Genomic DNA, 14,548 nt, shown 5'->3' with positions numbered 1-14,548 from the left:
GGTACGAAGGTACGAAGGTACGAAGGTACGAAGGTACGAAGGTACGAAGGTACGAAGGTACGAAGGTACGAAGGTACGAAGGTACGAAGGTACGAAAGCGCGTCAGGCCGGCCTTACGGCGGCCCCCACCCGGGCTCGCATTACTCGCCCACCCTCCCCCAAAAAAGACTGGGGGAGGGTTGGGGCGGGCGGATGGCTTGGAGCGGATCGCCAGATCCGGGCGCGCTGAGAGTCCAGAGCGGATAAATCCGCCGCTCCAAAAGCGGGAAGCCCCGACACGACGCTCACAGGCGCCGTTCGGGGCTTCATCTGCATTGCGGGATGATCAACAGAAGTCCGCCGCCGCAGTCCGCGCAGGCGGACTTCGTGCTTGTCCAGCGGCGAATTCATTCGTTCCTGGATGCGGACGCGCCCAACTCCGCTTCCACGAGCCAGACCGTCCCCACAGCCCACGAAGGTGGACTTTGCGCCGTTGTTGCCGCGACTTCAGTCGCCCCGGCATCGCGGGCGCGGACCCATCCCCGCCATCAACCGCTTCGCGCTACTCCACCCCCGCGCCTGCCGGAAGCACCTGCTGGCCAGCCGCCAGCGTGGGCAGGCGCGGCAGTTCCACCGTGAACATCGTCCCGGCTTCCGCGCTGGATTCCACACGGATCTCGCCACCGTGCGCGCGCACGATCTCGCTCGCGATGTACAATCCCAGCCCCAGTCCGGTGCGCGGCGCACTGCGCTCCGCGCGCACATACGGATCGAACAGGCGGGGAATCGCCTCGGCGGGAATGGGATCACCGCCGTTGTGCACGCTGAACACCACGTTGTCCCCTTCCCCGCCCTCCACCCGCACGTCCACCGGCAGGTGCGCCGGGCTGTACTGCACCGCGTTGGAAACCAGGTTGCTCAGCAGCTGCGCCGCACGCGACTCATCCAGCCACGCCTTTCCCGCCGTGGACGCGGTAATCCGCAGCGTGCGGGCCGGATGCCCGCTGGCGACTTCCTCCACCACCTGCCGGACGAGGCGTTCCGTATCCACCTCTTCCAGGTACACCGGCACCCCGCCGCCCAGCCGCCCGCGCGCAAAATCCAGCACGTCGTTGATCAGGTGCGACATGCGCTCGCCGCTGCTGCGGATGCGCTCCAGCACGGTGCGCTCCGTGGCACTCAGTTCCAACCCCAGAAGGAACTCCGAACCGGTGACGATGGACGACAGCGGATTCCGCAGGTCGTGCCCCAGCACGGCGATGAACTGCTCGCGAAGCTGTCCGCTGGCGCGCTCGGTGGCCAGCGCCTCGCGGTCGCGCGCGTACGCATCCTCCGCCGCCAGCTGCGTGCTGATGAGCTCGGCGAACATGCTCACCATCGACAGCGTCTTTTCGTCACGCAGCGTGGCGGGATTGGAATCCAGCCCGCAGATGGTGCCGAAGTACTCGCCGTTCCGGTAGATGGGGAGCGCGATGTAGCTCTCGAACCCGTACATCCGCGGCGTGGGATGACCGCAGTAGTCCGGATCCTCGCTGGCGTGCTCGATGATGACGGGCTCGCGGGTGTCGCGAACCTGGCTGCACAGCGTGGTGGTGACGTCCAGCTGGTCGCCCACGTTGAGCCCGAACTCCATCTGGTCCAGCACCGCGGCGGCCGTCCACGCGTCCTGGGTCACGCGCGCCACGAGCACCAGCCGCAGCCCCGTCATTTCCGAGACGACGCGCAGAATGGTGGGAACGATGTCGATCCGCGCGACCGCGGCGATGTCCGCCTGAAGCTGGTCCAATGAAGCCGTCCCGTGAGGTTTTCCCGGCCGGTGCGTTCCGGCTCGGCGCGCGCCGCGTGTCGCGGAATCCGTGGTTTGGGGCGGGACAATATACGGTGCCGAGGCCGGGCGAAAAAGACCCGAACCACGTTCGGACTGCAGCGGCGGCGCGCGGGGTGAAAATCCTGCAACAGAATGCGGTGCAGCGCTTTCCGTGTTTCTGACCAGCTCCCGCCTGGCCGGGGCCGGCAAGCCCCCCGCACGATGGGTTCATGCCGCGGGTGCATCTCTCTCCATCCGCCAATCCATCCCCACCAGACGCATGGACGGCGGGGCACGATCCGCATCAAACCCGCGGCTGTTCCCTCGCTTCTCCGCCACGGCTCCGCCGATCCAGCGGACGCAATCCCCATCCACCAGCTTGACTCGACCTGCCAACGCGGCTCGGGGCGCGAGACCGGGGCCGGAATGGGGAGGTGAGACGCGTCTCGCCCGGAATAGCTAATCCGTTCGGGAACGGTGGGGTGGAACGGGTGGCACAAAGGGAGGAGACCACGATGCACCCGCATGTGCGATAGCGGCGCATCTACTTGGAAGTGCACATTTTACGGCGATTCTCACCTTGTCCCCCGCGCCTGCCCCCCTCGTGTCCGGCCGACTGCCCGGAACCCAGGGATGCTGCTGCTCCCATCACGGAGTCTCCATGTACACCAGAGCGGTACCCCGAACCATTGCGTGGATGTTCTGCGTCGCGATGGCCGCGCTTCTTCCCGCGGCGTGCGAGCACAGCCCCACCGACCGCGGCGTCGTCGCCACCATCACGGTCACGCGCAACCCCGACACCCTGGCGGTGGGCACGGCGCGGCAGTTTACGGCCACCGGGCGTGACGCCAACGGCGACATCGTCGGCATCGACCCGGTGTGGTCCGTGGCGGCGGGTGGCGGCACCATCAGCGACGCCGGTGTCTTTACCGCCGGCACCGTTCCCGGGACCTTCGCCAGCACCGTGGTGGCCACCGTCGGCAGCATCAGCGGACGCGCCACCGTCACCGTCATTCCCGGCGCGGCGGCGAGCATCGTCGTCTCCCCCCCCACGGTGACCCTGGCCCCGGGCGGCACGCAGCAGTTCACGGCCGTCGTGCGCGACGCGGCGGGCAACGTCATCACCACCGCGCCCAACTGGTCGGTCGCGGCGGGGGGCGGAACCATCAGCCCCACGGGTCTGTTCACCGCCGGCGCCACGCCCGGGACGTACACCGGCACCGTCGCCGCCACCATCGGCGCCATCTCCGGACGCGCCACGGTGATCGTGACCGCCGGGCCCGCCGCGAGCCTCGTCGTCACACCGGATCCCGCCGTCCTGGGCGCCGGAGACACGCAGCAGTTTACCGCCACGGTGCGCGACGCCGCGGGCAACGTTCTTCCCGCCGCGGCCGTGTGGTCGGTGGTCGGCGGCGGCGGAACCATCAGCCCCACCGGCCTGTTCACCGCCGGCACGGTTTCCGGCACCTTTCCCCGGACGGTGGTGGCCACGCTGGGCTCGGTGGCGGACTCCGCGACGGTCACGGTGACGGCGGGCACGCTGGCGAGCATCACCGTGACGCCCAACCCCGTGACCATGGGCGCCGGCGACACGCAGCAGTTTACCGCCACGGGCCGCGACGCCTTTGGCAACACCGTCGCCTTCACCCCGCTGTGGGACGTGCGGGCGGGCGGCGGCACCATCGACAACAGCGGCCGCTTCACCGCCGGCCCCGCCGCGGGAACGTACCCCAACACCGTTCGGGCCTGCAGCACCGGCGCCTGCGCCGCGGGAAGCATCTCCGGCACGGCGACCGTCACCGTGATCCCGGGCACGCTGGCCACCGTGACCGTCACTCCGAATCCCGTGACGCTGTCCGCCGGCGACGTGCGGCAGTTCACCGCCACGGGGCGCGACGCCAACGGCAACGTGGTCGCCTTCACCCCCGTGTGGAGCGTGCAGTCCGGTGGCGGATCGATCGACGCGGACGGCACCTTTACCGCCGGCAACGTGGCGGGGACGTTCCCGAACACGGTCCGCGCCTGCAGCACGGCGGCGTGCGGCCCCGGCAGCGTTTCCGGCTCGGCCACGGTCACCGTCATCCCGGGCACGCTGGCGACGGTCGTCGTCACTCCGAACCCGGTGACGCTGGACGGCGGCGAGACCCAGCAGTTCACCGCCACGGGGCGCGACGCCAACGGCAATCTGATCGCCTTCACCCCCGTGTGGAGCGTGCAGTCCGGCGGCGGAACCATTGACGCGGACGGCACCTTCACCGCCGGCACCATCCCGGGCACCTACCCCAACACGGTCCGCGCCTGCAGCACCGCGGCGTGCGGCGCGGGCAGCGTTTCCGGCTCGGCCACGGTCACCGTGCTCCCGGGCACGCTGGCGACCGTGACCGTCACGCCGAACCCGGCCACCCTGGATCCGGGCGAGACCCAGCAGTTCACCGCCACGGGGCGCGACATCAACGGCAACGTGATCGCCTTTACGCCCACGTGGAGCGTGCAGTCGGGCGGCGGCACCATCAGCGCCAGCGGGCTGTTCACCGCGGGCAACGTGCCGGGCACCTTTCCCAACACGGTCCGCGCCTGCAGCACCGCGGCGTGCGGCGCGGGCAGCGTCTCCGGCTCGGCGACCGTCACGGTGACGGCGCTCCCGGTGGTGCTGACCACCATCACCGTCACGCCCAATCCGGTGACGCTGGACGCGGGTGAAACGCAGCAGTTCACCGCCACGGGACGCGACGCCAACAACAACGTGGTGCCCACGCCGGGCCTCGTGTGGAGCGTGCAGTCGGGCGGCGGAACCATCAATCCCGCCACCGGGCTGTTCACCGCCGGCAACGTGGCAGGCACCTTTCCCAACACGGTGCGCGCCACCAGCGGCACGGTGTCGGGAACGGCGACGGTCACGGTGACGGCGCCCCCGCCGCCTCCCTTCCTGGGCAGGGCCGCCACGCACGGCATTCTGGCCGGCACCATGGTGAGCTGCGCCTCGGCGCCGGGCATCATCAACGCCGACGTGAGCGTGTGGCCGGGCGTCGCCATCACAGGCTTTCCCCCGTGCACGCTGACCGGCCAACGCCACGCGGGTGATACGTACGCCCAGAACGCGCAGACGGACCTGACCATCGCCTACAACGCGCTCGACGCGATGCCCTGCACCGCCACCATCACCACCAACATGGGCGGCACCACGCTGGCCCCGGGTGTCTACTGCGCCGCCACCTCGGTGGGCGTCACGGGCACGGTGACGCTGTCGGGCCCCGCCAGTGCGGTGTTCGTCATCAAGGCCGGCACCTCGCTCACCACCGCGGGCTCCGTGGTGATGGCGGGCGGCGCGCAGGCCAAGAACGTGTACTGGCTGGTGGGAAGCTCCGCGACGCTGGGCACCGGCTCGGCCTGGCAGGGCAACATCATCGCCTTCACCAGCATCACGCTGGTGGACAACGTGACCATCCTCGGCAGGGCGCTGGCGCGCAACGGGGCCGTAACGCTCGGCACCGGCAGCGTCATCACGCTTCCGTAGCCAACCAGGGCGGGGCGGGTGCGCGGACGGCCATTCCGGCCGGCCCGGCGCGCCCGCCCCCGCCGCTGTCCATCCCAAGATGAAAGAACGAGAGGGCGACCATGTTTGATCGAATCGTGAAGGCCGCCGTGCTGCTGGCTGCGTGCGTGCCGGTCGTGGGCTCGGCGCAGGTGATGGAACCGCACCGGGAGGGAAGCTGGGAACTCAGCCTGTCCGGCGGCGCGGTGTGGATCGACCCGGCGCTGCGCGACTTTCTGACGAGCGGATCGCCGGAAAACCGCTTCACGCACGACGAAGACGCGTCCCGCGTGATGCCCACGGCGGTGGCGCGCATCGGATACAACTTCACCCGCAACCTGGGCGTCAGCATCAGCGGCGGCGGGGCGATGGCGGACGGGGTCACGTACCTGAACCCCACCGGCGCCCTGACGTACACGGCGAACCTGAACGCGAACACCAGCCCGTTCGTGCTCATCGGCACGGAGCTCACCCGCATCAGCGGCGACAACGGGCGCATCACGCACAGCACCTGGGGTGCGCACGCGGGGCTGGGCATCCGGCAGATGGTGAGCCAGAACCTGGCGCTGCGGCTGGAAGGGCGCGTGGCGATCGCGGGCTACAACGAAGTCCCCATGCGGCGCAACACGACGTACGCGCCCATGGGCACGCTGGGCGTTTCGTACTTCATCGGCGGCCGCCGGCCGGAGGCAACGGTGATTGCGGACCCGCCGCGCACGGAAACGGTGTACGTCACGCGGGTGGATACGGTGCGCGTGTTCCGGACGGACACCGTGTACCGCCAGCCGACGATGATGATGGGCGACCAGGTGGTGCTGCGCGTGCAGTTCCGCACCAACCGCGCGGAGCTGCTTCCGCAGTCGCGCATCGTGCTGGATTCGGTGGCGATGGCCATCCGCAGCACGCCGGGATCCAGCTGGCAGGTGGAGGGGCACACGGACTCGGTGGGCGCGGACGCGGCGAACATGGCGCTGTCGCGGGCGCGGGCGCAGTCGGTGGTGCAGTACCTGGTGAGCCGCGGAATCGCGGCGGGATCGCTGGTGGCCGAGGGGTACGGCGAGACGCGGCCGGTGACCACCAACGCCACGGTGGAGGGGCGCGCGCAGAACCGGCGCGTGCAGATGAGCCGCATCCCCGCCCCGCCGGCCCAGCCCGCTCCGTAGCGGACGGTTCGGACTGGGCTGGATGAACGACGACGCGGGAGCCGGAATTTTCCGGCTCCCGCGTCGTTTTTCCGGATGATGAACGTCCGCGCAGTCCAGGAAGCAGGAGATCCGGCTCTGGATCGCGCCGGATTCCGGCTCTCTGGACCGGCGGCCGCACGGGGCCCATCGTCCGGCTCGGAAGCCGCCCCCACAGTCCGCGAAGGCGGACGTGGTGCTGTTCCAGCGGCGAATTCATTCGCTCCTGGAGGCGGGCTCGCGATCAATCGGCCGTACCCACCAACCTGGACAGGTACTCAGCCGCTGCCCTTGTGCGCGAACGCGGCGATCTGCAGGCGCGTGTGCAGCGCCAGCTTTTCCATCACGTTGCGCACGTGGCTCTTGACCGTGTACGTGGCGATCTGAAGCCGTGCGGCGATCTCCTTGTTGCTCAATCCTTCGGCGATCAGCCCGATCACCTCGCGCTCGCGCGGCGTCATCTTCACCGCTTCCATCGCTACGGCCCGCCCGCGCTCGACGGCCTCTCGGGCGATCTGCGAAAACAGCGACGACGTCATCTGCGGCGGCAGCACGTGCGCGCCTTCCGCCACCGAGCGGATGGTGCTTACCAGATCCTCAAAGGTCGCGTCCTTGAGGATGAACCCCGAAACCCCCGCGTTCACGAACTCGATGATGTCTTCGTGCACCGGCAGCAGGTCCATGATGATGACCCGCGAATCCGGATATTCCTGCTTGAGCGTTTCGGCCACGCGCAGGCTGTCGTCGTCCCACAGCCCCACGTCCAGCAGGATGACTTCCGGCTTGGCGTCGCGCAGCCGTGCGGGCTCGCCGCTGGACGCAGAGGCCACCACCGTGAAGTCCGCGGTTCGGTCCAGCATCGCCGTCAACCCCTCGCGCACGAGGCGATTGTCTTCGATGAGCGCGACAGAGATCATGCGTGTGGCTGAAAAAGTGTCGTCTATCGTGCGTCCGCTGGCGCGCGCGGCGGTGCCGGGCGGGGGCGAGAAGATCGCCGGCTCCGGACAGAAACGTCCCCGTACCCCGGATTCCGGTCCAGGACGGGTGGAACATCCGGCACGCGTTCGCCCATGAACGCACCCGTGCCGCGCGTTCCCGGAAAACGGGTCCGCCCGGGCCCCGTCACGTGGAGGGTTTGTCCATCATGACAGGTTTGATGAAACCAAGCTAGCAGGCTCCGCGATCCGGCGGCAAGGATCGCCCTTCGCGATCGCCTGACCCGATCCCGCCACACCCCTCCAGGCCGTCGGAGGTGCGCATCCGCTAGCCGCGCGTTCTCTCTCCCGGCGCCTCCAGAGAGTGCGTCAGGCCTGCCGGCCCGTTGGGTACGCCTGGATGTCGCGCGCGGACCACTCGAACAGGATCTCGCCGCCGCCGAGGTTGAAGATGATGCCATGGCCGGCCGGCAGCACCGTCATCAGCCAATCACCACCCACCCGAAGCCGGATCGGGTATTCCGGCCGCCACTTGGCGTACTGCCCATCCAGCTTGTCGTCCGTAAAGACGACGATGAACTGCTCGCCATCCGTGTCGCGGGTAACCGTCGCCGGCTTCCAGCTGAGCATGCGGGCACCCTCCATCACCGGCGGCTCCGCCAGCGGAACGCTGACCTTTGCGGCCAGCAGCGTGCTCAGCATCTGCTCCACGGGGAGGGTTCCCGCCCGGGCGGCGCGGATTGCGTCGGTGGCGTCGCTTCTGTTGCCGTCTTCTGGATTGTTCATCAAAGGTCGGGTTGGTCAGTACATACCGCGGGCGGGCTCCGGCCGGGGACTGCATCCTCGCGTGCAGCAGGCCCGGCGCAGGCCGTCGAGCAACGCAGACAAAGCACGCACCGGGCCAACGCTTGTCCTCACCCCGCCCGTTGCCTTTGAGGATGCCGGCGTTCACGCAGTCCAGGCGCTTCGGCTCGTCTCACGTCACCACATGCAGAGGTGGGGTGCGGATGCACAGATCAGTTCCCCCCCATGGAATGGCGCACCGGTCCAGGTAACAGGCGCTATCCAACGGCGGTGAGCGTCGTCCGCCTCCGCCGCGGCGAAGGCGGGCGCACGAGAGGCCGCGCGCCCTTCCGAATGCGCGGCCTCTCTCCGCACGGATTCAGATGATCAGCAGAGTGCGGTCAGCTTGATCGGGTCGCAGATGCAGGGATCCGTCGGATTGTAGCAGGAGATGCAGGATGGCTTGGTCCCGGTGGCGCCCGCCAGCGCTTCCTGACCGCGCACGGTGCCGTGCATCACCGTGCCGGTATTGGAGGTGCCGAACGATTCCACCTGCAGGGCTTCGACTTCCAGCGTCAGCTTGGGCATGGGAGTTTCTCCGGACGATGAGGAAAAAGGGACAGCGAGCCGTACCCACACCCTATTTATGGGCGTCAACCGTGGGATCGCACAAGTGCGACCTCTTCATAGGCGGCCATGACGGCGGGCCGCTGGCCACCAAGCGCCCTTCCTCGCCCGTCCCGGGGGACGGCGCAGAGCAGCCGCATTCCTTAACCTCAACAAACGTCAGATTAGGCTACCATCAATCGTTTCGGAACGGCGCCTTCCAGACGGAGAGCGCTGCCCGACCCACAACCTTCCTACAGCGAGGCTACCATGAAGAAGAAGCTGCGCCTGGAAATCGATGAACTCCGCGTTGAGCAGTTCGGTGTTCAGCCGGACGCTCCGGTGGCCCGCGGAACGGTCCGCGGCTTCGCGTCGGCGGGCCCGGACACGTGCGTCTGCGGTGTTGGCCCCAGTGCCCCGTGGAAGTACTGCCTCCCCATGCCGGAAACCTGGTCCTGCAACCCAGGCGACTGCTGAACCATTACGGACACAGCAGCAACACACGGCCATGAAGCTGGCGGAGGCGCAACCCGAGGGCAGCGCCTCCGCCATTGTCGTGCGCGTACCGTGCGTCCCGCACACGAGTTGTCGCACAAGACAGGTGCGGTGCGGCTCTCGATTGATCGCGCCCAGCCGGGCTCGTCCGGACCCGCTGACTCAGCGCGTTCGCGGAGAGTTCGAATCTGAGAGACACGGCACGCGGACCAGAGAAACCGATCCGCCGTTGGTGAACGGCGTGCCGAAATCCCAGTGCTCCGTTGCGCTTCCCTTAAGCGTGTCGGGCGAACTGGGCACCCTCAGCAACAGCTCGGTTCCGCTGTGGCCAGAGGAAAGCATCACCCGCACACGGGCGGAATCGCCGTCAAACCGCCAGTACATGACCTCATGGTCGTGGTGCACGTTTCCGCCCATCGGCCGGCCAGCCGAATCCAGACGGATGAGCATCCAGGCGGCGGATGTGGAATCGCTTACGAGTCTGCGATTCCACCGGGTAAGCGTATCCGCGGTCAATCGCAGCCGGGGTGGAGCGTAGTACAGGTCGTTGGTGCGACGAAGGTCATAGCAGCCAACGAGGTAATCGGGTAGATCGATGCCCGCGGGCAGTCCCTGCGTTGGTTCCCGCGCACATGCACCCAACGCAACGATCAGGACCGCGCGGGTCAGTGAACTTCCCATTTTGCTCCTCACCCGATCGCCCGCGTCAGATACGGCGCCGTGCGGCTCTCTGCGGATCGCGCGACCTCCGCGGGCGGCCCTTCGGCCACGACGCGGCCGCCTTCCTCGCTCGCGCCCGGGCCGATGTCGATTACCCAGTCGCTTGCCGCCACGACGCGCTCATCATAGCAGGAGATTGGGAGTATCGCCTTCATTCCGTTTGGAGTCACCTTGTCCGTGAGTAGCGCTCCAGGTCAGAAGTTTTCCGGGAGCCGGCTGATCCACAGCAATTCTTCGCCTCGCATCCGGACCGGGATATCATCCAGGTAAATGTGTCGTCCCTGCGGAAATCTCATGATGTAGATTTGGATTACAGCCGACTCCCAAACTCGATCGTAGACTGGATCGAGCTCCTCACCAAACCGGATGAGAGGCCGAACCTGCATGCACACGTTTTTCATGTCATCGACCGTCAAATTCTTCCGCGCATACAACAATGCGTCGGATTCTCCCCAACCGATGCGAAGTTCGGCCTCCGCCCCCCTCTTGCTCTGCCGAAAATCGATCGAATCCTGATTGAGCACGATCAAGCCATCAAGAAGCTTTTCGCGACCCTCCTCGGAAGTATTTCCGCACTCCCGGTCCTCCGACCAGAAGAGGAGGGCAAATCCGGAAGGCAGAAAGTTACCCGAATCCCTCGCGATGTTTTCCTGAAGCCTGATCACCTCTGGATCGCTGCTGCGCAATACCAGAGCCAGATCCGTGCGGATGGATGTGACGGGATTCTGCGCGCGATAGATCTGCGCCCGGGCAGCCTCAGCCCGCGCATCTGCCCGCACGTTCGCCTGCCGGATGCTGTCCGAGAGACGCTGAGACAGGGTCAAGCTTGTCTCAAGGTTTCGGAGTACTTTCTCGCTCTCCACACGGATGGTCTGGGTTTCACCCATGACACGCTCCAGGCGCGTCGTGATGGACGCCGTCCGCTGCTGGGCCGCGGAGTCAGCGGCTGTACTTTCCGCGCGAGCTTTGCGGTCCTGCAGTTGGCTGCTCAGCACCGTGGCGATGGCCATTACGACGGCCACTACCAACAACGCGTTTCCACCGCGGGTCAGTCGCCCGTCCGCGCGTTTGATCGAAGGCGTAACGATCGATGCTGCCGTCAGAATAAATCCAAGAGAGGCAATGACGGCCGTCAGAACAAGAAGCGTATTCATCAGCTTTTTGCACCGTAAGAAATTGCCAACAAAATACCTGAATGCGATCAAGTACGAATCTGGATCATAAACGTTTCAGGCGCTCTCGATCGCCTCCCCTGGATGCCAGGTGCGCGTCGGTTCCATCGAGCAGATGCAGCGAGGCCGGGTGGAAGTCGTCTTCCGCCCTGCCTCGCTCGCGATGATGATTGTCCGACCTTGGATACGGGGGGGAGGATCGTTACTCCAGAACCCTCGCCAGGTACGGCGCCGTGCGGCTCTCTGCGGAGCGCGCGACCTCCGCGGGCGGGCCTTCGGCGACCACGCGCCCGCCGTCCTCGCCGGCTCCGGGGCCGATGTCGATTACCCAGTCGCTTGCCGCCACCACGCGCATGTCGTGTTCGACGACGATCACCGTGTTGCCGGCGGATACCAGTTCGTCCAGCTGGACGACGAGCTTCTCCACGTCCGCGGGGTGGAGGCCGGTTGTGGGCTCGTCCAGGATGTAGAGGGCGTGGCCGCGTTGCGCCCGCTGCAGCTCCGTGGCGAGCTTGATCCGCTGCGCCTCGCCGCCGGACAGCTCCGTCGCGGGCTGGCCCAGGCGCAGGTAGCCGAGCCCGACCTCGCGCAGCACGTGCAGCGAGCGGCGCACCTGCGGCTCATCCGCAAAGAACTCGTACGCCGCATCGACGGTCATCCCCAGCACCTGCGCGATGTTCTGGCCGCGGTACTCGATCTCCAGCGTGGCCGCGTTGTAGCGCGCACCGTGGCAGGTGGGGCACGGCGCGTAGACGCTGGGCAGAAAGAGGAGTTCCACCATCACGAACCCCTCGCCCTCGCACGTTTCGCAGCGTCCCTTGGCGACATTGAAGCTGAACCGGCCCGCGTCGTACCTGCGCTTTTTCGCCGCGGGCGTGGCGGCAAAGATGCGGCGCACGTGGTCGAACAATCCCGTGTACGTCGCCAGGTTGCTGCGCGGCGTGCGGCCGATGGGCTTCTGGTCCACGCGCACCAGCCGGCTGATCCCTTCCATCCCCGCCGCGATCCGCCCGCCGACAGCGATGACGGCATCCGGATCGGCCTCGTCCGTCTCTTCGATGACGGGCGCGTGGCCCAGGTGCTCCGCCGCGAGTTCCACGAGCGCCTGGCTGACCAGGCTGCTCTTTCCGCTTCCCGACACGCCTGAGACGGTCGTCAGCACGCCGAGCGGAAAGCGGACGTCCAGGTTGCGCAGGTTGTTGCGGGTAACGCCTTCCATCTGCAGCCACCCGGCGGGCTCGCGCGGCGTGCGCGGGATGACGGCTTCCGCGCCGAACAGGTGGCGCCGCGTCTGGCTGATCTCGATCTCCCGAAGCCCATCCGGCGGGCCGCTGTAGAGCACTTCCCCGCCCTGCTCGCCCGCCGCTGGGCCGACGTCCACGATCCAGTCCGCCTGCCGGATCACGTCCAGATCGTGCTCGACGACAAACAGCGAGTTACCCGCGGCCTTGAGCCCGTCGAGCGCGCGCAGCAGCGCCTCCGTGTCGGCGGGATGCAGCCCGGCGCTCGGTTCGTCCAGCACGTACACGACGCCGAACAGGTTGCTGTGCACCTGCGTTGCCAGCCGCAGCCGCTGCAGTTCTCCAGGCGACAGGCTGGGCGTGCTGCGCTCCAGCGACAGGTAGCCCAACCCCATGTCCAGCAGCACGTTCAGCCGGTCCGCCGCGTCGCTGGCGATGCGCTGGCGCACGATGGCCTTTTCCGGATGCGCGTCATCCGCCGCGTCGGGCCCGCTTCCGCCGGCATAGGGGAGGATGAGCGACGCCAGGCGGGCAAGCGGCAGGCGCGACAGGTCCGCGATGTCCATCCCCGCGAAGGTGACGGAAAGCGATTCCCTGCGCAGCCGCTTGCCGCCACACACCGGGCACGGCGTGCTGAGCATGAACGAGAGAGCGCGCTTCTTCATCGACGCGCTCTGCGTGTTGGCAAAGGTGTGCAGCGTATGCCGCCGCGCGCTGCTGAAGGTGCCCATGTAGTTGGGCTCATCCCCCCGTTTCACCGCCCGCCGCGTCTCCTCCGGCGTGAGGCCGGGGTAGACGGGAACGACGGGCTGCTCATCCGTGAACAGGATCCAGTCGCGCAGTTCCTGAGGCAGTTCCCGCCACGGACGGTCCACGTCATGGCCCAGCGTAACCAGGATATCGCGCTGGTTCTGCCCGCCCCACGCCGTGGGCCACGCGGCGACGGCGCGCTCGCGGATGGTGAGCGATGGGTCCGGAACCATCGACTGCTCCGTGACTTCGTACACCTGGCCCAGGCCGTGGCAGCCCGGGCAGGCGCCCTCCGGCGTGTGGGGCGAAAACGCCTCGGCGTAGATGATGGGCTGCCCAGGCGGATAGTCGCCGGCGCGCGAGTACAGCATGCGCAGCAGGTTGCTGAGCGTGGTGACGCTGCCCACGGACGAGCGCGTGGTGGATGAGCCGCGCTGCTGCTGCAGGGCCACGGCGGGCGGCAGGCCGTCGATGGAATCCACCTGCGGCACGCCCATCTGATTGAACAGGCGGCGCGCGTACGGCGCCACGGATTCCAGGTAGCGGCGCTGCGCCTCGGCGTACAGCGTGCCGAACGCGAGCGACGACTTGCCCGATCCCGACACGCCCGTGAACACGACGAGCACGTCGCGCGGGATGTCGACGTCCACGTTCTTGAGGTTGTGCTCCCGCGCCCCCCGCACCCGCACGAACCCCGTCCGCCGCGCGCCTTCCGCCGCGTCCCCCGCCCCGCCGCTCTTCCCTGCCTTCATCCGTTCAGCCCGCCCGTGGTGTTTCTGGTGACGCAATGCCGAGAAATCATGTACACAGAGTCCGCTACGATCCAGCTAACCTGCTGTTGGAAAAAGCGCCGTCAGTTAACGGAATAGCCACTCACGAAGCTACTCGGTAACGTCGCGCGAGCACCTCAAGGGCGGCCGCCTCCTGCTGAAGTGCTTCTACAAGCTCACTCAAAGTGGCAATCCGAGCAGGGGCACCGTTGCGGCTAATCAGAGTTCGGGCTCCTACCTCCGCGCGGACGAGATCGAATGCGGTCTTAGTTCGTTTGCGTTGTTGAATCAAAGATGCAAGGTGTGACATAAAGAGATCCTGAAACTCTCGATCTAGTCTGCCTCGGAATGCCAGAGTAGCGTCGCGGTAAGTATACTCAAGTCTGCTAAAATCACGAGTATTACAGATTATGGGGGGTCTCTCGATACGAAAGTCCGTCAACAGATTGAGGCTTTCCTCGCCAGCCTCGAGTAGATGCTCGCCTAGCAGGTTTCTAAAAAATCACCGTCCACTTTCGTGGGAGTAGTTTGGGCTGTAAACTCGGCGAAGCACAGAGCCCAGGAGCCTTGAATGCGT

General features: G+C 67.1%; 12 protein-coding genes. 4 read left to right on the top strand and 8 right to left on the bottom strand.

Annotated elements, in window-relative coordinates; all coding sequences use genetic code 11:
- Positions 1–541: 541 nt before the first annotated feature.
- Positions 542–1,765 carry a GAF domain-containing sensor histidine kinase gene (locus tag HNQ61_RS03660; RefSeq protein WP_205761974.1) on the bottom strand — a complete coding sequence of 408 codons (1,224 nt, stop codon included), beginning with the start codon at positions 1,763–1,765 and terminating at the stop codon, positions 542–544.
- Here HNQ61_RS03660 and HNQ61_RS03655 point away from each other — a divergent pair.
- From HNQ61_RS03655 to HNQ61_RS03645, 3 genes are all read left to right on the top strand, one after another.
- Complete coding sequence (locus HNQ61_RS03655; RefSeq protein WP_170038189.1) at positions 1,765–1,968, top strand: hypothetical protein; 204 nt, start codon at positions 1,765–1,767, stop codon at positions 1,966–1,968. The two genes, HNQ61_RS03660 and HNQ61_RS03655, sit on opposite strands and share 1 nt — an antisense overlap.
- 479 nt (positions 1,969–2,447) lie before the next feature.
- On the top strand, positions 2,448–5,300 hold the full coding sequence (locus tag HNQ61_RS03650) for an ice-binding family protein (protein ID WP_170038191.1): 2,853 nt from the start codon (positions 2,448–2,450) through the stop codon (positions 5,298–5,300).
- A 101-nt stretch (positions 5,301–5,401) separates the two neighbouring features.
- The gene (locus tag HNQ61_RS03645; protein ID WP_170038193.1) at positions 5,402–6,481 is read left to right on the top strand and encodes an OmpA family protein; all 1,080 of its coding nucleotides are present in this window, start codon (positions 5,402–5,404) and stop codon (positions 6,479–6,481) included.
- Positions 6,482–6,777: 296 nt separating this feature from the next.
- On the opposite strand, the gene HNQ61_RS03640 is transcribed toward HNQ61_RS03645, so the two are convergent.
- From HNQ61_RS03640 to HNQ61_RS03630, 3 genes are all read right to left on the bottom strand, one after another.
- Positions 6,778–7,416, bottom strand: coding sequence for a LuxR C-terminal-related transcriptional regulator (locus HNQ61_RS03640; protein ID WP_170038195.1), 639 nt, complete (start codon positions 7,414–7,416; stop codon positions 6,778–6,780).
- A gap of 387 nt (positions 7,417–7,803) precedes the next feature.
- Positions 7,804–8,220: an SseB family protein gene (locus HNQ61_RS03635; RefSeq protein ID WP_170038196.1), complete on the bottom strand. Its 417-nt coding sequence runs from the start codon at positions 8,218–8,220 to the stop codon at positions 7,804–7,806.
- 384 nt (positions 8,221–8,604) lie between these two features.
- Complete coding sequence (locus HNQ61_RS03630; RefSeq protein ID WP_170038197.1) at positions 8,605–8,805, bottom strand: hypothetical protein; 201 nt, start codon at positions 8,803–8,805, stop codon at positions 8,605–8,607.
- Between the two features lie 288 nt (positions 8,806–9,093).
- On the opposite strand from HNQ61_RS03630, the gene HNQ61_RS03625 reads away from it, so the two are divergent.
- Entirely contained in the window at positions 9,094–9,300 is a 207-nt protein-coding gene (locus HNQ61_RS03625) for a hypothetical protein (RefSeq protein ID WP_170038198.1), read from the top strand.
- 180 nt (positions 9,301–9,480) lie between these two features.
- Here HNQ61_RS03625 and HNQ61_RS03620 read toward each other — a convergent pair whose 3' ends face one another.
- The 4 genes from HNQ61_RS03620 to HNQ61_RS03605 form a co-directional block, all read right to left on the bottom strand.
- A complete protein-coding gene (locus HNQ61_RS03620) occupies positions 9,481–9,768 on the bottom strand; it encodes a hypothetical protein (RefSeq protein WP_170038199.1) in 288 nt (95 codons plus the stop codon).
- A 239-nt stretch (positions 9,769–10,007) separates the two neighbouring features.
- Positions 10,008–10,193, bottom strand: a complete 186-nt coding sequence (locus HNQ61_RS03615) for a hypothetical protein (protein WP_170036014.1) — start codon at positions 10,191–10,193, stop codon at positions 10,008–10,010.
- A gap of 39 nt (positions 10,194–10,232) precedes the next feature.
- On the bottom strand, positions 10,233–11,192 hold the full coding sequence (locus tag HNQ61_RS03610) for a hypothetical protein (protein ID WP_170038200.1): 960 nt from the start codon (positions 11,190–11,192) through the stop codon (positions 10,233–10,235).
- 220 nt (positions 11,193–11,412) lie between these two features.
- Positions 11,413–13,953 (bottom strand): excinuclease ABC subunit UvrA, encoded by a 2,541-nt coding sequence (locus HNQ61_RS03605; protein WP_170038201.1) that lies wholly within the window; start codon positions 13,951–13,953, stop codon positions 11,413–11,415.
- Between the last annotated feature and the right edge of the window lie 595 nt (positions 13,954–14,548).

This window comes from Longimicrobium terrae, assembly GCF_014202995.1.
Classification (GTDB): Bacteria; Gemmatimonadota; Gemmatimonadetes; order Longimicrobiales; family Longimicrobiaceae; genus Longimicrobium; species Longimicrobium terrae.
This window is presented reverse-complemented; position numbering and strand designations above follow the sequence as displayed.